Origin of the sequence: Variovorax sp. VRV01 (assembly GCF_014852545.1) — a bacterium.
GTDB lineage: Bacteria > Pseudomonadota > Gammaproteobacteria > Burkholderiales > Burkholderiaceae_C > Variovorax > Variovorax beijingensis_A.
Genome location: NZ_JACVBS010000005.1, coordinates 188,898 through 209,417, shown reverse-complemented (window position 1 = coordinate 209,417; position 20,520 = coordinate 188,898). Strand labels below are relative to the sequence as shown.

General features: G+C 66.9%; 19 protein-coding genes. 4 read left to right on the top strand and 15 right to left on the bottom strand.

Going from position 1 to position 20,520, the window contains the following annotated elements:
• Window positions 1–91: 91 nt before the first annotated feature.
• The 4 genes from hprK to IB278_RS11300 all read right to left on the bottom strand — a co-directional run bounded on the left by hprK (window position 92) and on the right by IB278_RS11300 (window position 4,558).
• Window positions 92–1,051, bottom strand: a complete 960-nt coding sequence (gene hprK, locus IB278_RS11315; RefSeq protein ID WP_012745568.1) for an HPr(Ser) kinase/phosphatase — start codon at window positions 1,049–1,051, stop codon at window positions 92–94.
• 94 nt (window positions 1,052–1,145) lie between these two features.
• Entirely contained in the window at window positions 1,146–1,613 is a 468-nt protein-coding gene (locus IB278_RS11310; protein WP_012745567.1) for a PTS sugar transporter subunit IIA, read from the bottom strand.
• Window positions 1,614–1,797: 184 nt separating this feature from the next.
• Window positions 1,798–2,127, bottom strand: a complete 330-nt coding sequence (hpf, locus tag IB278_RS11305) for a ribosome hibernation-promoting factor, HPF/YfiA family (protein WP_012745566.1) — start codon at window positions 2,125–2,127, stop codon at window positions 1,798–1,800.
• Window positions 2,128–2,440: 313 nt separating this feature from the next.
• A complete protein-coding gene (locus tag IB278_RS11300; protein WP_192323465.1) occupies window positions 2,441–4,558 on the bottom strand; it encodes an ATP-dependent helicase in 2,118 nt (705 codons plus the stop codon).
• 229 nt (window positions 4,559–4,787) lie between these two features.
• Here IB278_RS11300 and corA point away from each other — a divergent pair, with 229 nt between their 5' ends.
• Window positions 4,788–5,774 carry a magnesium/cobalt transporter CorA gene (gene corA, locus IB278_RS11295; protein ID WP_012745564.1) on the top strand — a complete coding sequence of 329 codons (987 nt, stop codon included), beginning with the start codon at window positions 4,788–4,790 and terminating at the stop codon, window positions 5,772–5,774.
• On the opposite strand, the gene IB278_RS11290 is transcribed toward corA, so the two are convergent.
• The 10 genes from IB278_RS11290 to IB278_RS11245 all read right to left on the bottom strand — a co-directional run bounded on the left by IB278_RS11290 (window position 5,767) and on the right by IB278_RS11245 (window position 17,190).
• The gene (locus tag IB278_RS11290) at window positions 5,767–6,567 is read right to left on the bottom strand and encodes a 5'-methylthioadenosine/adenosylhomocysteine nucleosidase (protein WP_374710107.1); all 801 of its coding nucleotides are present in this window, start codon (window positions 6,565–6,567) and stop codon (window positions 5,767–5,769) included. The genes corA and IB278_RS11290 overlap by 8 nt on opposite strands.
• Window positions 6,568–6,669: 102 nt before the next feature.
• Window positions 6,670–8,310 carry an ABC transporter substrate-binding protein gene (locus IB278_RS11285; protein ID WP_192323464.1) on the bottom strand — a complete coding sequence of 547 codons (1,641 nt, stop codon included), beginning with the start codon at window positions 8,308–8,310 and terminating at the stop codon, window positions 6,670–6,672.
• Between the two features lie 29 nt (window positions 8,311–8,339).
• On the bottom strand, window positions 8,340–9,386 hold the full coding sequence (locus tag IB278_RS11280; protein WP_192323463.1) for a peptide ABC transporter ATP-binding protein: 1,047 nt from the start codon (window positions 9,384–9,386) through the stop codon (window positions 8,340–8,342).
• Entirely contained in the window at window positions 9,383–10,417 is a 1,035-nt protein-coding gene (locus IB278_RS11275; RefSeq protein ID WP_192323462.1) for an ABC transporter ATP-binding protein, read from the bottom strand. Before IB278_RS11275 ends, IB278_RS11280 begins: the two co-directional genes overlap by 4 nt.
• A gap of 118 nt (window positions 10,418–10,535) precedes the next feature.
• Window positions 10,536–11,438 carry an ABC transporter permease subunit gene (locus tag IB278_RS11270; RefSeq protein WP_145742656.1) on the bottom strand — a complete coding sequence of 301 codons (903 nt, stop codon included), beginning with the start codon at window positions 11,436–11,438 and terminating at the stop codon, window positions 10,536–10,538.
• An 8-nt stretch (window positions 11,439–11,446) separates the two neighbouring features.
• On the bottom strand, window positions 11,447–12,451 hold the full coding sequence (locus IB278_RS11265) for an ABC transporter permease subunit (protein ID WP_192323461.1): 1,005 nt from the start codon (window positions 12,449–12,451) through the stop codon (window positions 11,447–11,449).
• A 50-nt stretch (window positions 12,452–12,501) separates the two neighbouring features.
• Entirely contained in the window at window positions 12,502–14,181 is a 1,680-nt protein-coding gene (locus tag IB278_RS11260; protein ID WP_145742660.1) for a long-chain-fatty-acid--CoA ligase, read from the bottom strand.
• A gap of 100 nt (window positions 14,182–14,281) precedes the next feature.
• The gene (locus IB278_RS11255; protein WP_145742662.1) at window positions 14,282–15,709 is read right to left on the bottom strand and encodes an NAD(P)(+) transhydrogenase (Re/Si-specific) subunit beta; all 1,428 of its coding nucleotides are present in this window, start codon (window positions 15,707–15,709) and stop codon (window positions 14,282–14,284) included.
• Window positions 15,706–16,035 carry an NAD(P) transhydrogenase subunit alpha gene (locus tag IB278_RS11250; RefSeq protein WP_145742664.1) on the bottom strand — a complete coding sequence of 110 codons (330 nt, stop codon included), beginning with the start codon at window positions 16,033–16,035 and terminating at the stop codon, window positions 15,706–15,708. Before IB278_RS11250 ends, IB278_RS11255 begins: the two co-directional genes overlap by 4 nt.
• Window positions 16,036–16,059: 24 nt before the next feature.
• Window positions 16,060–17,190, bottom strand: coding sequence for a Re/Si-specific NAD(P)(+) transhydrogenase subunit alpha (locus tag IB278_RS11245; protein WP_192323460.1), 1,131 nt, complete (start codon window positions 17,188–17,190; stop codon window positions 16,060–16,062).
• A gap of 418 nt (window positions 17,191–17,608) precedes the next feature.
• On the opposite strand from IB278_RS11245, the gene IB278_RS11240 reads away from it, so the two are divergent.
• The 3 genes from IB278_RS11240 to IB278_RS11230 all read left to right on the top strand — a co-directional run bounded on the left by IB278_RS11240 (window position 17,609) and on the right by IB278_RS11230 (window position 19,337).
• Window positions 17,609–18,322 (top strand): response regulator transcription factor, encoded by a 714-nt coding sequence (locus IB278_RS11240; RefSeq protein WP_192323459.1) that lies wholly within the window; start codon window positions 17,609–17,611, stop codon window positions 18,320–18,322.
• 83 nt (window positions 18,323–18,405) lie between these two features.
• Window positions 18,406–18,840 carry a DUF4019 domain-containing protein gene (locus tag IB278_RS11235; RefSeq protein ID WP_145742670.1) on the top strand — a complete coding sequence of 145 codons (435 nt, stop codon included), beginning with the start codon at window positions 18,406–18,408 and terminating at the stop codon, window positions 18,838–18,840.
• 17 nt (window positions 18,841–18,857) lie between these two features.
• Window positions 18,858–19,337, top strand: coding sequence for an NUDIX hydrolase (locus IB278_RS11230; protein ID WP_145742672.1), 480 nt, complete (start codon window positions 18,858–18,860; stop codon window positions 19,335–19,337).
• Between the two features lie 27 nt (window positions 19,338–19,364).
• Here IB278_RS11230 and mnmA read toward each other — a convergent pair whose 3' ends face one another.
• Window positions 19,365–20,474 (bottom strand): tRNA 2-thiouridine(34) synthase MnmA, encoded by a 1,110-nt coding sequence (mnmA, locus tag IB278_RS11225; protein ID WP_145742674.1) that lies wholly within the window; start codon window positions 20,472–20,474, stop codon window positions 19,365–19,367.
• Window positions 20,475–20,520: the final 46 nt, after the last annotated feature.

The window sequence follows — 20,520 nt, the reverse complement described above, 5'->3', positions numbered from 1 at the left end:
TGCGTGTAACTCCACCCCCCGAGGGGGAGGCGCGGCCCGCCTTGGGGCGGCCCGGCGGCGGCCGCACGGTCCCGCAGCGCCGCGCGCCCGTTCAGTCGCCGTCGCGCCCGCTTTCCATCGCCTTGTGGTGGCGCGCCACGAAATCGGCATAGGTGTCGATGCCGCGCAGCTGCAGGATCGAGTTGCGCACGGCAGCTTCCACCAGCACGGCGATGTTGCGCCCGGCCACCACCTGGATGATGACCTTGCGCACCGGGATGCCCAGCACGTCCTGCGTGAGCGGCGCCGAGGGCATGCGCTCGTAGTCGCGCTCGAAGCTGTCGCGCCGCACCAGGTGCACGATGAGCTTGAGCCGCATCTTCCGCCGCACCGCCGTCTCGCCGAAGATCGCGCGGATGTCCAGCAGGCCGATGCCGCGCACCTCCAGCAGGTTGAGCAGCAGGTCGGGGCAGCGGCCCTCGATGGTGTTCTGGTTGATGCGGAACAGGTCGACCGCGTCGTCGGCCACCAGGCCGTTGCCGCGCGAGATCAGCTCCAGCCCGAGCTCGCTCTTGCCGAGCCCCGATTCGCCGGTGATCATGACGCCCATGCCCAGGATGTCCATGAACACCCCGTGCATCGAGGTGCGTTCCGCGAAATGCTTGGACAGGTAGGCGCGCAGCAGGTCGATCACGAAGGCCGACGACTCGCGGGTGGCAAACAGCGGCAGCTGCGCGCGCTCGCAGATCGATAGCAGCTCGTCCGGCGCGGCCTGGCCGTCGGCCAGCACCAGCATGGGCGGCTCCAGCGTGACGATGCGGGCAATGCGCCGGGCGCAGTCTTCCTGGCTGCCGCGCGTCAGGTAGGCCACTTCGCGCGCGCCCAGGATCTGCACGCGGTACGGATGGATGTAATTGAGGTAACCGACCAGATCGGCCGCCGACTGGGCGCGGCTGATGACTTCAGGGTCGAACTGGCGCTCTGACGCCCCGAGCCCGGCGAGCCATTCCCAGCGGAGCGACCCGCGGAATTCCTCGAACATGGCGTCGGCACTGATGACGGTCGGCTTCATGCGTAGGGAGATGGCGCTGCGCGCCTAGTTGGAGGCCGGCCAGAATACCGCGGAACCGGCCCGGCGGGGCCGCGCGAGCCTGCGGGCAGGCACTTCAGGCGACTTGCGTCGACTGCCAGCCGGCAATGAGTCCGTGCAGTTCGGCCGCGTCGGTGCTCGACTTGATCTGCTCGCGCAGGTTGGCGTCGCTCAGCAGCTCGGCGATCTCGGAGAGGATTTCAAGGTGCTTCTGGGTGGCCGCCTCGGGCACCAGAAGGAAGATCAGCAGCCCGACGGGCTGCTCGTCCGGCGCGTCGAAGCCGATCGGGTTTGCCAGCTGGAAGACCGCGGCCATGGGGGCCTTCAGGCCCTTGATGCGGCCGTGCGGAATGGCCACCCCGTGTCCGAGCCCGGTGGAGCCGAGGCGTTCGCGTGCGAACAGGCTGTCGGTGATGAGCGCGCGGCCGAGGCCGTGGAGGCTCTCGAACAGCAAGCCGGCTTCTTCGAAAGCACGCTTCTTGCTGGTGGCGTCAACGCTCACAAGCACTTGAGCGGGCGGCAGGATGGACGCGAGGCGATTCATGGTGGGGGAAGGGCGGGGGCGATTATGCACCCGCTTGGTAAAAACCCCCACTCCCGTTACTTACTTTTTGGCTACATGTTGCCCGGAGGCCTCGCGTCCCTGTCAGCGCCGGTAACAGGAGCAGGCAGCAAAAAGCCGCCCGGAGGCGGCTTATCGGCAGGGGCCGCAGCCCTTTGCCCGAGGCCTACATCACGCGCTTGGGGGCGGCGTGATGGTGGTCTTGCAGGCGGTCCTTATGGCGCACCACCTGGCGGTCGAGCTTGTCGACCAGTTCATCGACCGCAGCATAGAGATCAGCGTGGCTCGACTCCGCGAACATGTCGTTACCCTTGACGTGAATGTTGCACTCCGCCCTTTGGCGGCGTTCCTTTTCCTTCTGCTTTTCCACCGTAAGGAGCACCTTCACATCGACCACCTGGTCGAAGTGCCGTGTGATCCGGTCCAGCTTGCTCGTGACGTAGGTGCGCAAGGCGGGTGTGACGTCGAGGTGATGACCGCTGATCGTCAAATTCATGAATGACCTCCTGAGAATTGACGGTTGGGAAAATGGCCCCGCTCCGGGATGGGGCGTGGCCGGCGAAACAGGTGTGGGTTGGGGAGGGAAGAGGGAGAAGAGAAAAGAAGAAGCTGTCGATTCACTATGCCCAAGCTGTCACGGTATTGCAATAGCTGACTTCTCCGGGTGGCGGACGCCAATGGGCCATGCGCCACTCACGCTAGCGATTCCATAGCTGCCGGCGCATGCTGGCCCGCCGGTGCGGCTCTTTGGCAGCAAGTGTTTCAGTGCGTCACCAGCGGTGACCCTGCCAGGCGAAGGGCCTGCCGGCTCAGCTCCAGGCCGCGCGCATGCGGTTGCGCAGGTCGATCACCGCAGCCGGCGGCGGCACTGCGGGCGGACGCTCGGGCGGCGGTGGCCAGGTCTGCTGCTCGAAGCCGGCAAGATCGCGTTCGGAAATGAAGCGCGTGCGGTTGGCATACAGGTGCCGGTCGCCGCGCACGGCCTGCTGCGTCACGTAGAAGCGCTGCGGCACCAGAAGATGCAGGTGGTCGCGCGCCCGCGTCATCGCCACGTAGAGCAGCCGCCGCTCTTCTTCGAGTTCATGCGCGCTCTGCGCCACGTCGGCCGGCAGGCAGCCGTCGACCACGTTGAGCACGTGCACCGAATTCCACTCCTGCCCCTTGGCCGAGTGGATGGTCGAAAGAATCAGGTAGTCCTCGTCGAGCGAGGGCGGACCCGGCTTGTCGCTGGTGGCTTCGGGCGGATCGAGCGTGAGTTCGGTCAGGAAGCGCTCGCGCGAGCCATAGCCCGAGGCCAGCCGCGCCAGTTGCTCCACGTCGCCGCGGCGCACGCCGGAGGGGTCGTCGTAGAGCCGGTCGAGGTGCGGCAAATACCAGCGCACCGCCAGTTCCACGTCGGCCGGCCACGGCAGCGATGGCGCGCACAGCGCGGCATAGGCTTCGGCGAACACCGCCCATTCCGCGCGGGCGGCGGATGGCGGCACGAACTCCCGCACCGCCGCCACCGGATCGGCGGCCTGGCCCATGGCATCGAGCAGCCGCGCGCCGGTCGCCGGCCCGATGCCCGGAATGAGCTGCGTGACGCGGAATCCCGCCATGCGCCCGCGCGGGTTCTCGGCGAAGCGCAGCACCGCGAGCAGGTCCTTCACATGCGAGGCCTCGAGAAACTTGAGGCCGCCGTACTTCACGAACGGGATGTTGCGGCGCGCCAGTTCGAGTTCGAGCGGCGCGCTGTGCGTGGCAGCGCGGAACAGCACCGCCTGCGACTTGAGCGCCAGGCCGCCCTCGCGGTGCGCCAGCACCTTGTCGGCCACCCAGACGGCCTGCTGCGCCTCGTCCGGCACCAGCACCAGCTGCGGCCGGCCCGCGGAGGGCTTGTCGGTCCAGAGCGTCTTGGCGTGCCGCTCGGCCGCCTGCGCGATGACCCGGTTCGACACGTCGAGAATGGGCTGGGTCGAGCGGTAGTTGCGCTCCAGCGTGACCACGCGCGCAGCCTGCGAGAACTGCGACGGAAAGTCGAGGATGTTACGCACGGTTGCACCGCGAAACGAGTAGATCGACTGCGCGTCGTCGCCCACCACCGTCACACCGCGGCCATCGGGCTTGAGGGCCAGCAGGATCGAGGCCTGCAGCAGGTTGGTGTCCTGGTACTCGTCGACCAGGACGTGGTCGAAACGCGCGCCGACCAGCGCCGCCAGCGCGGGCTCGGCCACCATGCCGGCCCAGTAGAGCAGCAGGTCGTCGTAGTCGAGCACGTTCTGCTGCTGCTTGACTTCGACGTAGGCGCCGAACAGGCGCTTGAGCTCGGCCTCCCATTCGGCGCACCACGGAAAGGCCTCGGCCAGCACATCGGCCAGCGGCGCGCGCGTGTTGACGCAGCGCGAATAGATCGACAGGCAGGTGCCCTTGCGCGGAAATCGGTTCACGCTCGACGACAGGCCGAGTTCGTGCCGCACGAGGCCCATCAGGTCCTCGGCGTCGCCACGGTCGTGGATCGTGAAGTGGTCGTTCAGGCCGATGTGCGCGGCGTATTCGCGCAGCAGGCGCGCGCCGATGCCGTGGAACGTGCCGGCCCAGGGCAGCGCGGGCGGCTTGTCGGTTTTGAGCCCGAGCACGCGCGCCAGCACCTGGCCGGCGCGGCGCTCCATTTCCTGCGCCGCTCGGCGCGAGAAGGTCAAAAGCAGCAGGCGCTGCGGATCAACGCCGCCGGCGATGAGGTGCGCAACGCGGTGCGCCAGCGTGCTGGTCTTGCCCGAGCCCGCGCCGGCAATCACCAGCAGCGGCCGCTCGTCGCGCCCGGTCAGCGTGCCGACGCCGTGCTCGACGGCAGCGCGCTGCTCGTCGTTGAGGGCGGAGAGCGCCGCGGCGAGGCGCTCGGCCTGGGTGGCGCCGGAGGTGTGGGAAACGGGGAGCGCAGCAGTCTGCATGGCCGCAACTTTACTGTATGTCCATCCAGATCGATGGACCTGCCGTCACATGGCCGATGACATAATTGCCGCTCGCTGCAACTGGAGACCGCATCATGGAAACCGCACCGTCTCGGCAGCTTTCAACTCCCGCGTCCTGACGCGCCTCGATCGCTGACATCAGGGCCCGGGGATTGAAAGCACCCCTCCCCTCGCCCCATCGCCTCAGCCATTTCACGGGAGTGAGCCCATGCTCAATATCTTTACGCTCGCCAACGGCCGCCTTGTCCAGGAAGAGATCGAGGCGCTCGAGGAGCTTTCCAAGTTTCAGCCGATCTGGGTCGACCTCGAATCGCCTACGCTCGAGGAAAAGCGCTGGATCAAGCAGTACTACGGCCTCTCGATTCCCGAAGACGCGATGGACGAGGACATCGAGGAATCGGCCCGCTTCTATGAAGAAGACAACGGCGAGCTGCACATCCGCTCCGACTTCCTGATCGACGACGACGAAGACCCGCGCTCGGTGCGCGTGGCCTTCATCCTGAACCAGCACAACACCGAGCTTCGCAGCCGCGGCGTGCTGTTCTCGATCCACGACGAGGACGTGCCCGTGTTCCGGCTGCTGCGCATGCGTGCGCGCCGCGCACCGGGCCTCATCGAAGACGCGAAGGAAGTGCTGCTCAAACTGTTCGATGCCGACGCCGAATACTCGGCCGACACGCTGGAGAACATCTACGACGAGCTCGAGATCGCAGGCAAGAAGGTGCTCGAGGGCAACGTGAGCGACGAGCTGGCGGGCGAGGTGCTGGGCGCCATCGCGCGCCAGGAAGACCTGAACGGCCGCATCCGCCGCAACGTGATGGACACGCGCCGCGCGGTCAGCTTCATGATGCGCAGCCGCATGCTCAACGCCGAGCAGTTCGAGGAGGCGCGGCAGATCCTGCGCGACATCGAATCGCTGGACAACCACACGGCCTTCCTGTTCGACAAGATCAACTTCCTGATGGATGCGACCGTCGGTTTCATCAACATCAACCAGAACAAGACCATCAAGATCTTCTCGGTGGCCAGCGTGGCGCTGCTGCCGCCCACGCTGATCGCGAGCATCTACGGCATGAACTTCAAGCTCATGCCCGAACTCGACTGGTCGCTGGGCTATCCGTATGCGCTGGCGCTGATGGCGGCGAGCGCGCTGGTGCCGATGTGGTACTTCCGCCGGCGCGGCTGGCTCAAGTAGCCGCGGGCGTTTCGCGGCAAGAAGGCAGCGTGGCCAGCCACGCGCTCGCCAGCGCGAGGCTGTAGCGGCTCGCCACCTCGGCGACGAAGCGCGCGAAGTCGCCATGCGCGGCGTCGTCGGCCCGGTCCGAGATGGTCCGCACGGCCGCAAACGGCACGCCGTAGTCGTGGCATGCCTGCGCCACCGCCGCGCCTTCCATCTCGACTGCGAGCGCATCGGGGAGGCTGCGCCGCAAGGCATCGCTTTCGGCCGCGGTCGAGACGAAGCGGTCGCCGCTCACCAGCAAGCCTCGATGCACCTTCGGAGACCGGAGGCCGAATTCATCGACGGCCGCCTGCCCCACCAGCGCCACCGGATCGCGCAGCGCGGCTTCGGCCGCGGCCGCCAGCGCATCGCTGACTGCGGCATCGGCCGCAAAGCGCGAAAGGCCCATCAGCGGCACCTCGTACTTCGGAAAGATCGGCGAGGCATCGAGGTCGTGCTGCAGCAGCTGCGTCGCGACCACCACATCGCCGACTTCCACGCCCGGCGCGAGCCCGCCCGCGACGCCCGTGAACACGATCGCGCGCACGCCGAAGCGCTCGAGCAGCACCGTGGCCGTCACCGCCGCCGCGACCTTGCCGATGCGCGACAGCACGGCCACCACCGGCTGGCCGTGCAGGTGGCCGACCCAGAAGTCGCGTCCCGCGGCGCGCACGCGCTGCTCGTCGGGCATCTGCGCGAGGAGCGCGCTCAGCTCCTCGTGCATTGCAGCGACGACGGCAACGGGCGCATGTACCGAGGAACTCATCATTCTCTTTCCAGGAACACCGCGGAACCGGCTTTGCCGGACCGCTGGTGTTGCCCCCTGCAAGGGGGTGGGAGTAGCGACACGAAGTGCGCGAAGCCTGGGGGTTTACTTAATATCCACGCCGTAGAAAGTGTGGCGGCCGAAGGGACTCAATTTGAAGTCGACCACCTCCTTGCGCACCGGCTTCAGCTGCACCGCATGCGCGATGGTGAACCACGGCGCCTGCTCCTTGAAGATGAGCTGCGCCTTCTTGTAGAGCGCATCGCGGTCGGCCTGCTTGGTCGCGCTCTTGGCCTTCAGCACGAGGTCTTCGTAGGGCTGGTAGCAGAACTTCGAGATGTTGCTGCCGCTGGCCGACTTGGCCGAGGCGCAGCCCAGCAGCGTGTAGAGGAAGTTGTCGGGGTCGCCGTTGTCGCCGGTCCAGCCCAGCATGCCCATCTGGTGCTCGCCGGCCTGCAGGCGTTTGCGGTATTCGCCCCACTCGAAGCTCTTGATCTCGGCCTTGACGTTGATCTTGGCAAGGTCGGCCTGCATCAGCTCGGCAATGCGCTTGGCGTTCGGGTTGTAGGGCCGCTGCACCGGCATGGCCCACAGGTCGGTAGCGAAGCCATCGGGGAATCCGGCCTGCGCCAGCAGCTTCTTCGCGGCTTCGGGGTCGTAGGGATCGTCCTTGACCGAGTCGTTGTAGGACCACATGGTCGGCGGGATCGGGTTCTTCGCGGCCACGCCGGTCGACAGGTACACGCCGTCGATGATCGCCTTCTTGTTGATCGCCATGTTGAGGGCCTTGCGCACGCGCACGTCGTCGAAGGGCTTCTTGGTGGTGTTGTACGAAAGGTAGCCGACGTTGAGTCCGGGCTGCTCGAGCACCTGCACGTTCGGGTCCTTGCGGATCGCGTCGAGATCGGCCGGGTTCGGATACGGCATGACGTGGCATTCGCCCTTCTGCAGCTTGGCCCAGCGCACCGAGGCGTCGGGCGTGATCGCGAACACCAGGTCGTCGATCTTCGCCTTGCCGGCCCAGTACTGCGGGAAGGCCTTGAAGCGGATGACTGCGTCCTTCTGGTATTGCACGAGGTAGAACGGGCCGGTGCCGATCGGGTCCTGGTCGACCTTCTCGGGCGTGCCGGCCTTCAGCATCGCAATGGCATATTCCTTCGACTGGATGCCCGCATACTGCATGGCAAGGTTGGCAAGGAACGGCGCCTCGGCCTGGTTGAGGGTGATCTTCACGGTCAGGTCGTCGATGCGGTCCACCGACTTCAGCAGCTTGGGCATGCCCATGTCGTTGAAGTAGGAGTGGTTCTGGCTCGTGACCTTGAAGAAGGGATCGCTTTCCTTCCATTGGCGCTCGAGCATGAAGATGAAGTCGTCGGCATTGAAGTCGCGCGTGGGCTTGAAGCTCTTGCTGGTGCTGTGCCACTTCACGCCCTTGCGCAGGTGGAAGGTGTAGACCGTGCCGTCGGCCGAGATGTCCCATTTTTCCGCGAGGCCCGGCACGACCTTGGTGCCGCCGCGCTCGAACTCGACAATGGTGTTGTAGACCTGCGTGGTCACGTCGAACGAGGTGCCGGTGGTGTTCACGCCCGGATAGAAGTTCTCGGGACTGCCCTCCGAGCAATAGACCAGCGTCTTGGCAGACACGGCGCCCGCGGCCAGTGCGAGCACGGCGAGTGCCGTTGGCGCGAGCAGCGCAACAAGCCTGGGCGAGCGGCGCGAAACGAGAGGCTGAGTGGTCTTCTTCATGGCAACTCCTTGGGCACGGTTGAAGTGAACTAGGGGTTCGCCGCCAGGGGCGCGGCGAACGGCGGGGACAAGGGCACATCGGCGCTGACCGGCGGCGTGCCATCGAGGAATTTCTCTGCGTAGTGGCAGGCCACCAGCCGCTCGTCGAGCGCGCGCAGCAGCGGCCGCTCCTCGCGGCAGCGCTGCGTCGCATGCGGGCAGCGCGTGTTGAAGACGCAGCCCGCGGGCGGATCGAGCGGCGACGGCAGCTCGCCCTTGAGCACGATGCGCTGGCTGCTGAGCCCGGGCGTGGACGCCAGCAGCGCCTGCGTGTAGGGATGCAGCGGCCGCGCGAAGATGCGTGCCTTGGGCCCCTGCTCCACCGCATGGCCGAGGTACATCACGAGCACGTCGTGCGCGATGTGCCGCACCACGCCCAGGTCGTGCGAGATGAAGAGATAGGCCAGGCCGAGTTCGGCCTGCAGGTCGGCCAGCAGGTTCAGCACCTGCGCCTGGATCGACACGTCGAGCGCCGACACTGGCTCGTCTGCCACCAGCAGGCGCGGCTCCAGCATGAGCGCGCGCGCAATGGCAATGCGCTGGCGCTGGCCGCCGGAGAACATGTGCGGATAGCGGTTCGCATGCTCGGGCCGCAGGCCCACGCGCGCCAGCATCTCGCGCGCCTTGACGGCCCGCTCGGGCTTGCCGAGCGTGGTGTTGATGGCGAGCGGATCCTCGAGCACGGCGCTGATCTTCTTGCGCGGATTGAGCGAACCATAGGGGTTCTGGAACACCAGCTGCACGGCCTGGCGCAGCTCGCGCCGGTACGCGGGCGGCGGCTCCACCGCATCGTGGCCGACCAGCGTGAGCTGCCCGGCCGTGGGCTTCTCGATCAGCGCGACCATGCGCGCGAGCGTGGACTTGCCGCAGCCCGATTCGCCGACCACCGCGAGCGTGCGGCCGCGCTCGATGCGAAACGAAATGTCGCCCACCGCGCGCAACTGCGCAGGCGCGCGGAACATGCCGCGCCGCACGGCATAGGTGCGCTGCAGGTTGTGCGCCTCCACGACGACATCGCCGACGGGATCGCCACTCATGGCAGCGCCTCCAGGGCCTGCGGCCGCGGCCGGTCGGCCTCGATAGCCGCCATCCGCCCGGGCTCGCCGAGCGGGAAATGGCAGCGCACCTCGGCACCCGGCGGCGAGGCGACCGCGCGCAGCGCCGGCCGCACGTTGCAGGCCTTCGTGGTCACATAACTGCAGCGCGGCGCGAACAGGCAGCCGGCCGGCCGGTCGTGCACGCCCGGCACCACGCCCGCGATGGTGGCCAGCCGCCCCTCGGGCGCGGCGCGCTCGGGCAGCGCGGCCAGCAGGGCCTCGGTGTAGGGATGCTGCGGGTCCGCGAAGAGCCGGTCAACGCGCTGCTGCTCCATCACCTGGCCCGCATACATCACGGCGATGCGCTGCGCCATTTCGCTGACCACACCCATGTTGTGCGTGATGAGCACCAGCGCCATGCCGCGCTCTTTCTGCAGTTCGCGCAGCAGGTCAAGGATCTGGGCCTGGATCGTCACATCGAGCGCGGTGGTCGGCTCGTCGGCGATCAACAGGCGCGGGTTGCAGGCAATGGCCATCGCGATCATCACGCGCTGGTTCATGCCGCCCGAGAGCTGGTGCGGATAGCTGCCCAGGCGCGACGATGCGGCGGGTATGCCGACCTGCTCGAGCAGTTCGGTCGCGCGCTTCTTCGCCGTGCGCCGGTCCAGATGCAGGTGCAGCCGCAGCGTCTCCATCAGCTGGAAGCCGATGGTGAAGCAGGGGTTGAGGCTGGTGGTCGGCTCCTGGAAGATCATCGCGACCTCCTTGCCGACCAGCGCGCGGCGGGCCTTGTCGGAGATGCCGAGCAGCTCCTTGCCCGCGAAGCGCATGTGCTGCGCGCGCACGCGGCCCGGAAAGCCCACGAGGCCCATCAGCGCCATCATCGTGACGCTCTTGCCCGAACCCGACTCGCCGACGATGCCGAGCACCTCGCCCTCCTCCAGCGTGAGGCTCACGCCGTCGACCGCGTGCAGCACGCCGCCTTGCGTCGGAAACTCGACGTGCAGGTCCTTGATGTCCAGAAGACTCATCTCACCCCCAGTCTTCGCGCACTTCGTGTCGCTACGCCAACCCCCTTGCAGGGGGCGATACCTGCGGCCCGGCAAAGCCGGTTCCGCGGTATCTCTGGAATGAGACGGTCAATACTGTTCATCGTTTCAATTTGGGGTCGAGCGCATCGCGCAGGCCGTCGCCGAGCAGGTTGAAGGCCAGCACAGCCGCGAGGATCGCGAGGCCCGGAAAGGTCACGACCCACCAGGCGCGCAGCACGAACTCGCGCGCATCGGCCAGCATCGTTCCCCATTCGGGCGACGGCGGCTGCGCGCCGAGGCCGATGAAACCCAGCGCCGCCGCATCGAGGATGGCGGTGGAGATGCCGAGCGAGGCCTGCACGATCAGCGGCGCCGCGCAGTTGGGCAGCACTTCGCGGAACATCAGGCGCAGCGTGCCGGCGCCGCTCACGCGCGCGGCGGTCACGTAGTCGCGCGAGATCTCGGCAATGACCGCGGCGCGCGTGATGCGCACGTAGTGCGGCAGCACGACGATGGCCACCGCGACCATGGCATTGACCAGCCCCGGCCCGAGGATCGCGACGATCACGATGGCCATCAGCAGGCTCGGCATCGTGAGCACGATGTCCATCAGCCGCATGATCGCGATCTCCAGCACGCCGCGGAAGAAACCCGCGACCAGGCCGAGCACCACGCCGACAAGCACCGACAGCGCCACCACCGCAACGCCGATGGACAGCGACAGCCGCGCCCCGTACATGAGGCGCGAAAGGATGTCGCGCCCGATGGCGTCGGTTCCCAGCAGATAGCTCGCGGAGCCGCCCTGCTGCCAGGCCGGTGGCAGCAGGAAGACGGCGCTGTTGGTCTGGTTGGGCGCATGCGGCGCGATCCAGGGCGCGAACAGCGCGACCAGCAGCAGCAGCGCGACGGTGGCAAGGCCGGCCACCGCGCCGCGGTTGGCCGAGAAGGCGGTCCAGAACTCGCGCCAGGGACCGGGTGGCGCTGCGCTGCCCGAAACTGCGTGTGTTGTCGTCGTTGCCATGGAATCAATCAGTGCCGGATGCGCGGATTGATGACGCCATAGGTCACGTCGACCAGCAGGTTGACCAGCATCACGATGCCGCCCAGCAGCAGCATGCCGCCCTGCAGCACCGGATAGTCGCGCCGGCCGATGGCCTCGATGAGCCATTTGCCCACGCCGGGCCACGAGAAGATGGTCTCGGTGAGGATCGCGCCCGTGAAGAGCACACCCACCTGCAGGCCGATCACCGTGACCACCGGGATCAGCGCATTGCGCAGCGCATGCAGACCGACCACGCGAAAGCGCGAGAGACCCTTGGCGCGCGCGGTGCGAATGTAGTCTTCGCCCAGCACTTCGAGCATGGCCGAGCGCGTCATGCGCGCAATGACAGCCAGCGGCACGGTGCCGAGCACGATGGCCGGCAGGATCAGGTGATGCAGTGCCGACCAGAAGGCATCGGGCTCGCCGGCGCGCAATGCATCGATCAGCAGGAAGCCGGTCTCGGGCTCGACAAAGTACTGCACCGAGATGCGGCCCGACACGGGCGTCCAGCCCAATTGCACCGAGAAGAACAGGATCAGCAGCAGCCCCCACCAGAAGATCGGCATCGAATAGCCGGTGAGCGAGGTGGCCATCACGCCGTGGTCGAAGATGGAATTGCGCCGCACCGCCGCCAGGATGCCCGCCGGAAGCCCCAGCAGCAGCGCAAAGACGATCGCGCACGCGGCAAGCTCGACCGTCGCGGGGAACAGCGCGAGGAATTCGCTGGCCACCGACTCCTGCGTGATGAGCGACTTGCCGAGATCGCCATGCAGCACGCGGCCGATGTAGATGCCGTACTGCACGATCACCGGCTTGTCGAAGCCATAGGCCGCGCGCAGCTGGGCGTGGCGCTCGGGGTCGATGCCGCGCTCGCCGGCCATGGTTTCGATGGGATCGCCCGGCACCAGCCGGATCAGGAAAAAGGCAAGCAGCGTCATGCCGATGAAGGTCGGCACCAGCAGGCTCACGCGCGTGAGGAGGAAGCGAAGCATCGACCCGCAATATGCAAGATCGATGCCGTGGCCCTACCCGGGCCGAACCCTTACTTCTTGACGTCGCGCAGTTCGCGCCGCAGGATCTTTCCGACCGGCGTCTTCGGCAACTCGGTACGAAACTCCACGATTCGCGGCTGCTTGTAACCCGTAAGGTTTGCTCTGCAGTATTCGCGCACCTGCGCTTCGGTCAGCGACTCGTCCTTCTTGACGATCACCAGCTTGACGGCCTCGCCGGTCTTCTCGTCGGCCACGCCGACCGCCGCGCATTCGAGCACGCCCGGAATCTGCGCCACCACGTCCTCGATCTCGTTGGGGTACACGTTGAAGCCCGACACCAGGATCATGTCCTTCTTGCGGTCGACCACCTTGAAGTAGCCGCGCTCGTCGACCACGCCGATGTCGCCGCTCTTGAAGTAGCCGTCGGGCGTCATGACCTTGGCGGTCTCGTCGGGGCGCTGCCAGTAGCCGGCCATCACCTGCGGGCCCTTGATCGCGATCTCGCCGGGCTGGCCCGGCGCCACTTCGCGGCCCTCGTCGTCGAGCAGCTTGAGCCAGGTGCTCGGCAGCGGCAGGCCGATGGTGCCGGTGTAGGCCTTGCTGTTGGTCGGGTTGCAGGTGGCCGAGGGTGAGGTCTCGGACAGGCCGTAGCCCTCGCAGATCGGGCAGCCGGTCTTCTCGAGCCAGAGCTTCGCAACAGCCGCCTGCACGGCCATGCCGCCGCCCACCGAGACCTTGAGGTTCTTCCAGTTGACGGTGTTGAAGTCGGGGTGGTTGGCCAGCCCGTTGAACAGCGTGTTGACCGCGGGAAAGCTGTGGATCGTGTGCTTGGAGAGTTCCTTGAGCACGCCCGCGAGGTCGCGCGGATTCGGAATCAGGATCAGCTTGCCGCCCGTGCGCATGTTCAGCATCATGCCCACGGTGAAGGCGAAGATGTGATAGAGCGGCAGCGCGCAGACGCTCGTGGGCTGCTCGCCCATCGGCACCTGCGCCATCACGGGTTCGTTCCAGGCTTCGGACTGCAGCACGTTCGCAATGACGTTGCGGTGCAGCAGCACCGCGCCCTTGGAGACGCCAGTGGTGCCGCCGGTGTACTGCAGCACGGCCACGTCGTCGGGGCCGATGGCCGGCGCCTTCAGCGTGCGGCTCGCGCCCTGGTCGAGCGCATCGTTGAAGCGCACCGCGCCCGGCAGGCTGTAGTGCGGCACCAGCTTCTTCACGTTGCGCACGACGTAGTTGACGAGCGCGCCCTTGAGGAAGCCGAGCCGGTCGCCCATGGCGGCGAGCACGATGTGCTTGATGGGCGTGGCCGCGATGCACTGCTGCAGCGTGGTGCCGAAGTTCTCCATGATGACGATCGCCTTGGCGCCCGAGTCCTTGAGCTGGTGCTCGAGCTCGCGCGGCGTGTACAGCGGATTCACGTTCACCAGGATCAGGCCGGCGCGCAGGATGGCCGCGACCGCAATCGGGTACTGCGGGCAGTTGGGCATCATGACCGCGACGCGGTCTCCCTTGGCGAGGCCGAGCCCCTGCAGGTAGGCGCCGAAGGCCTTGCTGAGCTTGTCGGTCTCCGCATAGCTCACGTCCTTGCCCATGAAGCTGTAAGCCGTGCGGTCGGCGTACTTGGCAAAGCTCTCCTCCATGAGACCGACCAGCGAGGAATACTGCGAAGCGTCGATGTCGGCGGGCACGCCTTGCGGATAGCTGCTGAGCCAGGGGCGGTCGGTCATGGGTGTGTCTCCTCGGAATCGCGTGTTTTGAAACGACAGCGGCGCACAAGTGGCGCCGCGGTGATGATCTGCCCGCACTGCGCGGGCGCGGACCTTGGGCCTATTCGATGGCCTTGCCCATATCTTCCACTACTTTCTTCGCATCCCCAAAGACCATCATGGTCTTGTCCATGTAGAAGAGCTCATTGTCCAGGCCCGCATAGCCCGCCGCCATGGAGCGCTTGTTCACGATCACCGTCTTGGCCTTGTAGGCCTCCAGGATGGGCATGCCGTAGATCGGGCTGCCCTTCTGCAGCGCCGCCGGATTCACCACGTCGTTGGCGCCCAGGATGATCGCCACGTCGGCCTGGCCGAACTCGCCGTTGATGTCTTCCATCTCGAACACCTGGTCGTAGGGCACCTCGGCCTCGGCCAGGAGCACGTTCATGTGGCCCGGCATGCGCCCGGCCACCGGGTGGATCGCGTACTTGACGGTGATGCCCTTGTGCGTGAGCTTCTCGGCAAGTTCCTTCACCGCATGCTGCGCGCGCGCCACCGCCAGGCCGTAGCCCGGCACGATCACCACCGTCTCGGCATTGCCCAGCACGAAGGCCGCATCGTCCGCGCTGCCGCTCTTGACCGGGCGCTGCTCCTTGGCGCCGCCGGCCGCGCTGACCGCCTCGCCGCCGAAGCCGCCCAGGATCACGTTGAAGAACGAGCGGTTCATGGCCTTGCACATGATGTAGCTCAGGATGGCACCCGAAGATCCCACCAGCGAGCCGGCCACGATCAGCATCGCGTTGTTCAGGCTGAAACCGATGCCCGCGGCCGCCCAGCCCGAGTAGCTGTTGAGCATCGACACCACCACCGGCATGTCGGCCCCGCCGATCGGGATGATGATGAGCACCCCCATCACGAAGGCCAGCGCCAGCATCGCGAAGAAGGCCGGCCAGCTCTCTGTGAACATGAACACCAGACCCAGCCCGATCATGGCCAGGCCGAGCACGAGGTTCAGCATGTGCTGGCCAGCGAACTGCACCGGCGCGCCCTGGAACAGCCGGAACTTGTAGGTGCCCGAGAGCTTGCCGAAGGCGATCACCGAGCCGCTGAAGGTGATGGCGCCGATGGCCGCCCCCAGGAACAGCTCGAGCCGGTTGCCCGCGGGAATGGGCGCGCCCTTGGCGATGCCTTCGAGCATGGCCGCGGGTTCGACCACGGCCGCGACCGCGATGAACACCGCCGCCAGGCCGATCATGCTGTGGAAGAAGGCCACCAGCTCGGGCATCTTGGTCATCTCGACCGTCTTGGCGCGGTAGGCGCCGTAGCCGCCACCGGCCACCAGCCCGAGCAGCACCCAGGCCAGGCCCGTCAGCTGGCCGCCGGCGATCTTGTAGATCAGCGCACCGGTGGTGACCACCGCGATGGCCATGCCGGCCATGCCGAAGATGTTGCCGCGGATCGAGGTGGTGGGATGGGACAGCCCCTTCAAGGCCTGGATGAAGCAGACGCTGGCAACCAGGTACAGCAGCGTGACGACGTTCATGCTCATTGCGAGGCTCCCGCTTCGGCCTTGGGTGCGGCCTTCTTGTCCTTCTTCTTGAACATCTCGAGCATGCGCCGCGTGACCAGGAAGCCGCCGAAGATGTTCACCGCCGCGAGCGCCACCGCGAGCACGCCCATGGTCTTGCCCAGCGGGGTTTCGGTGAGCGCGGCCGCCAGCATGGCGCCCACGACCACGATGGCCGAGATCGCGTTGGTCACGGCCATCAGCGGCGTGTGCAGCGCAGGCGTGACGGTCCACACCACGTGATAGCCCACGTAGATGGCCAGCACGAAGATGATGAGGTTGATGACGGTATGGGAAACGGGATCCATGATTTCTTCTCCTCGCGTGACCGCTTATTTCTTCGTGACCTGGCCGTCCTGCGCAACGCGGCAGGCGGCGACGATGTCGTCCTCGAGGTCGATCTTCAGGCCGCCCTCCTTGGTGACGATGAGCTTGAGGAAGTCGAGCACGTTGCGCGCATAGAGCGCCGACGCATCGGCCGCCACCAGCGCCGGCAGGTTGGTTTCGCCGACGATGGTCACGCCATGCTTGACCACCGTCCTGTCGGCTTCCGACAGCGGGCAGTTGCCGCCCACGCCGTCCGGTCCCTTGCCCGCCGCGATGTCGACGATCACCGAGCCGGGCTTCATGGCCTTGACCATGTCCTCGGTGATGAGCGTGGGCGCCGCGCGGCCTGGAATGAGCGCGGTGCTGATGACGATGTCGGCCAGCGCCACGCGCTTGGCCACCTCGACCTGCTGGCGCGCGAGCCAGCTCGCGGGCATGGGCCTGGCGTAGCCGCCGACGCCGACCGCGGCTTCCTTCTCTTCGTCGGTGTCGTAGGACACCTCGATGAACTTGCCGCCGAGCGATTCGATCTGCTCCTTCACGCTCGGACGCACGTCGGAGGCCTCGATCACGGCGCCCAGGCGCTTGGCGGTGGCAATGGCCTGCAGGCCGGCCACGCCCACGCCCAGGATGACCACGCGCGCGGCCTTCACGGTGCCGGCGGCGGTCATGAGCATCGGGAAGAAGCGCTGGTACTTGTCGGCCGCGATGATCACGGCCTTGTAGCCCGCGATGTTGGCCTGCGACGAGAGCACGTCCATGCTCTGGGCGCGGGTGGTGCGCGGCGCGGCTTCGAGCGCGAAGGCCGTGAGGCCGGCCGTGGCCAGGCGCTGCAGGCCGGCCGCGTCGAAGGGGTTGAGCATGCCGATGACCACGGTGCCGGGCTTCATGAGCGCGGTTTCGGCATCGCTGGGCGTGCGCACCTTGAGCACCATGTCGGCCGCGAAGGCGGCGTTCATGTTGACGATCTCGGCACCGGCGGCCTGGTAGGCGGCATCGGTGACGCTGGCCGCAATGCCGGCCCCGGACTGCACGCGCACGGTGTGCCCGGAAGCGGCCAGTTTCTTCACCGTCTCGGGCGTTACGGCCACGCGGGTTTCGCCGGCCATTGTCTCGGCAGGCACGCCTATCAGCATAGAGATCTCCTCAGGGCAAGGGCAATACGGGAACGCGGCCAGAGCTTACAGCAAGATTACGGCCGCGCTGTCGCCAAAATCCACCGCCTGTTCGCCGCTTGATGACCGTAGTCATTGCATGTGTAGCTATATAAATGGTAGCGAAGCTGGCGACCTCGAAGCCGCCACGCCCGTACATCGGTTGTTTCCCCAGCACCGCGCTCCCCGCGCGCGGATGCGCCCGGCTGCCAGGCAGCGGCGGCCGGCAACCCTTGTCGTCAATTGGCACGTATTTGTTTGCAATTGCTATCAACTCCAAGAAAGATACCTTCATTTCGTGCATAAGTTGCACCAAGGCTTTTTTCCGAAGACGCAGATAGATACACTTCTTTCACTCGAAAGCCCGCAGAGGCAAATTTGGCAGGAAGAAGGGGATGGAATGCGTATTGCAGTACTTGATCACGAGCCCGATCAGCTTCAGCTGATCGCCCAGGCGATGTCGGGGCTCGGCCACGAATGTCACTCGTACACCGAAGGGCGCCCTTTGCTCCAGGCGCTGCGCCGGCAAACCTTCGATCTTCTGATCCTCGAATGGAGCCCGCCGGACGTGCACGGCATCGAGCTCGTGAAGACCGCCCGCAACGAGCTGCGAAGCCGCGCGCCCATTCTTTTCGTGACCACGACGCGCGACGAGGCCGCCGTGGTCGAAGGGCTCAATGCGGGCGCCGACGATTTCATGATCGCGCCGGTTCGCGCCACCGAGCTCGAGGCCCGGGTCAATGCGCTGCTGCGCCGGTCCTATCCCGCGCAGCACGAGACGGAGCTGGTGTTCGGCCCTTATCACTTCTACCCGCCCGCGCGGGTCCTCAAGGTGAATGGCGCGACCGTCGAGCTGAAGAACCGCGAATACGCGCTCGCGCTGTTCCTGTTCCAGAACCTCGGCCGGCTGCTGTCGCGCGAGCATCTGCACGAGGCGGTGTGGGGCGCCGGCACGGCGGCGCTGTCGCGGTCGCTGGACACCCACGTTTCCCGCCTGCGGACCAAGCTGGGCCTCGGGCCCTCGAGCGGCTTCCTGCTGCTGGCCATCTACGGGCTGGGCTACCGGCTCGAAGTGGTCGACGCCAGCACACACCCGGACAGCCTCGCGCGCTGAGGCCCGCCCGGGAATCTCCGCCCCGATACGGGCTCCAAACGGCTTCGGGCCCTTGCCGTGGGCCGCCCCAAGGAATGAAGCCGATGAAAGTTCTCACGAGGCTGCTGCTGGCCGCCGTACTGTGCTGGGGCGCCTTCGGCACGGCCGCCGCTCAGGATGTGGAAGCCAGCGAGATGGTGCAAGGCGGCATGCAGGCCATCCGGATGATCGACCAGGGCAGGATCGGCGAGCTCTGGGACGGCGCCACGGCCGCCACCCGCAAGCGCATCGCGCGCACCGAGTTCGCCGCCAAGGTTTCCAGCAGCCGCTCGCCGCTGGGGGCGCCGCTGCAGCGCACCTGGGTGGCGGTCAACCGCCGGGCCGTGGCCGACCCTGATGCCGAAACGGCCGGCCAGTATGTCAGCATCGAGTATGAGACCCGTTTCAGCAACAAGCCGGATGGCACCCTGCGCGAACTCGTGAGCTTCCATCTCGATCGCGACCGCATCTGGCGCTTCAGCGGCTACGTGCTGCGTTGAACCAAGAGCCCAAGACCATGACGACCCCGCGCTGGAAACCCAATGTCACCGTGGCCGCCGTGATCGAGCAGGACGGCCGCTTCCTGCTGGTGGAAGAACACACCGCCCAGGGACTCAGGCTCAATACCCCGGCGGGGCACCTCGATCCGGGCGAATCGCCGATCGAAGGCTGTGCCCGCGAAACCCTCGAAGAGACCGCCCATGCCTTCACGCCCACCGCGCTGGTCGGCATCTACATGGCGCGCTCGAGCCACCGCACGGGCAGCAAGGAAGACGTGACCTACCTGCGCTTTGCCTTTGCCGGTACGCTCGGCGCGCAGGAAGCGGGCCGAGCCCTCGACGAAGGCATCGTGCGCACGGTCTGGATGAGCGCCGACGAAATCCGCGCCAGCGTGCCGCGCCACCGCAGCCCGCTGCTGCTGCAGTGCGTCGAGGACCATCTGGCCGGCAAGCGGTATCCGCTCGACCTGATCCACGTCCACGAATCAGTGCGCTGAAGGCTGCCGCGCGCCGGCCTCAGGCGCTCAGACGATGACCCCGCCGCCAAGGCAGCGCTCGCCGTCGTAGAGCACGGCCGACTGCCCCGGCGTGACGGCCCATTGCGGCTCGCCGAAGCGCAGGCTGAAGCTCGCCGCGGGGTCGCCGCCGCCTGCTTCCAGCTCGCAGGCCGCATCGGCCTGGCGGTAGCGCGCCTTCGACCCGTAGCGGCCCGGCGCGGGCGCCTCGCCCGAGATCCAACTCGCATCGCCGGCCGCCAGCGCCGAGGACAGCAGCCAGGGATGGTCATGGCCCTGCACCACCCAGAGCGTGTTCTTCTCGACGTCCTTGCGTGCCACGAACCACGGCGAGTGGTCGCCCGAGCCGCGCTGCGCGCCCTTTTCCTTGACGCCGCCGATGCCCAGCCCCTGCCGCTGGCCCAGCGTGTAGAAGCTCAGGCCCTGGTGCTCGCCGAGCCTGCGGCCACGGTCGTCCCTGATGGGGCCTGATTCCTTGGAGATGTAGCGGTTGAGGAATTCGCGGAACGGCCGCTCGCCGATGAAGCAGATGCCGGTCGAATCCTTCTTCTTCGCGTTGGGCAGGCCGATCTCTTCGGCAATGCGGCGCACCTCGGTCTTGTGCAGCTCGCCCACGGGGAACAGCGTCTTCGACAGCTGCGCCTGGTTCAGCCGGTGCAGGAAGTAGCTCTGGTCCTTGGAGGGATCGAGCCCCTTGAGCAGTTCGTGCCGGCCCGTGGCCTCGTTCAGCCGCACACGCGCGTAGTGGCCGGTGGCGATCTTCTCGGCGCCCAGGCGCATCGCATGGTCGAGGAAGGCCTTGAACTTGATCTCGGCATTGCACAGCACGTCGGGATTGGGCGTGCGGCCGGCCTTGTATTCGCGCAGGAACTCGGCGAACACGCGGTCCTTGTAGTCGGCCGCGAAGTTGACGTGCTCGATCTCGATGCCCAGCACGTCGGCCACGCTGGCGGCGTCCACGAAGTCGATGTTCGACGAGCAGTATTCGCTGTCGTCGTCGTCTTCCCAGTTCTTCATGAAGATGCCGACCACCTCGTGCCCCTGCTGCTTGAGCAGGTGCGCCGTGACCGCGGAATCGACCCCGCCGCTCAGTCCCACCACGATTCGTTGCTTTGCCATAAGCCCGCCATTGTCCCAGCCCCGGCGCCCGGGCGGCCGGCGTGGG

Bases quoted from the DNA above. Each gene is read 5' to 3' on its own strand.
- hprK (WP_012745568.1), bottom strand. From the start codon at position 1,051: ATGAAGCCGACCGTCATCAGTGCCGACGCCATGTTCGAGGAATTCCGC.
- IB278_RS11310 (WP_012745567.1), bottom strand. From the start codon at position 1,613: ATGAATCGCCTCGCGTCCATCCTGCCGCCCGCTCAAGTGCTTGTGAGC.
- hpf (WP_012745566.1), bottom strand. From the start codon at position 2,127: ATGAATTTGACGATCAGCGGTCATCACCTCGACGTCACACCCGCCTTG.
- IB278_RS11300 (WP_192323465.1), bottom strand. From the start codon at position 4,558: ATGCAGACTGCTGCGCTCCCCGTTTCCCACACCTCCGGCGCCACCCAG.
- corA (WP_012745564.1), top strand. From the start codon at position 4,788: ATGCTCAATATCTTTACGCTCGCCAACGGCCGCCTTGTCCAGGAAGAG.
- IB278_RS11290 (WP_374710107.1), bottom strand. From the start codon at position 6,567: ATGATGAGTTCCTCGGTACATGCGCCCGTTGCCGTCGTCGCTGCAATG.
- IB278_RS11285 (WP_192323464.1), bottom strand. From the start codon at position 8,310: ATGAAGAAGACCACTCAGCCTCTCGTTTCGCGCCGCTCGCCCAGGCTT.
- IB278_RS11280 (WP_192323463.1), bottom strand. From the start codon at position 9,386: ATGAGTGGCGATCCCGTCGGCGATGTCGTCGTGGAGGCGCACAACCTG.
- IB278_RS11275 (WP_192323462.1), bottom strand. From the start codon at position 10,417: ATGAGTCTTCTGGACATCAAGGACCTGCACGTCGAGTTTCCGACGCAA.
- IB278_RS11270 (WP_145742656.1), bottom strand. From the start codon at position 11,438: ATGGCAACGACGACAACACACGCAGTTTCGGGCAGCGCAGCGCCACCC.
- IB278_RS11265 (WP_192323461.1), bottom strand. From the start codon at position 12,451: ATGCTTCGCTTCCTCCTCACGCGCGTGAGCCTGCTGGTGCCGACCTTC.
- IB278_RS11260 (WP_145742660.1), bottom strand. From the start codon at position 14,181: ATGACCGACCGCCCCTGGCTCAGCAGCTATCCGCAAGGCGTGCCCGCC.
- IB278_RS11255 (WP_145742662.1), bottom strand. From the start codon at position 15,709: ATGAGCATGAACGTCGTCACGCTGCTGTACCTGGTTGCCAGCGTCTGC.
- IB278_RS11250 (WP_145742664.1), bottom strand. From the start codon at position 16,035: ATGGATCCCGTTTCCCATACCGTCATCAACCTCATCATCTTCGTGCTG.
- IB278_RS11245 (WP_192323460.1), bottom strand. From the start codon at position 17,190: ATGCTGATAGGCGTGCCTGCCGAGACAATGGCCGGCGAAACCCGCGTG.
- IB278_RS11240 (WP_192323459.1), top strand. From the start codon at position 17,609: ATGCGTATTGCAGTACTTGATCACGAGCCCGATCAGCTTCAGCTGATC.
- IB278_RS11235 (WP_145742670.1), top strand. From the start codon at position 18,406: ATGAAAGTTCTCACGAGGCTGCTGCTGGCCGCCGTACTGTGCTGGGGC.
- IB278_RS11230 (WP_145742672.1), top strand. From the start codon at position 18,858: ATGACGACCCCGCGCTGGAAACCCAATGTCACCGTGGCCGCCGTGATC.
- mnmA (WP_145742674.1), bottom strand. From the start codon at position 20,474: ATGGCAAAGCAACGAATCGTGGTGGGACTGAGCGGCGGGGTCGATTCC.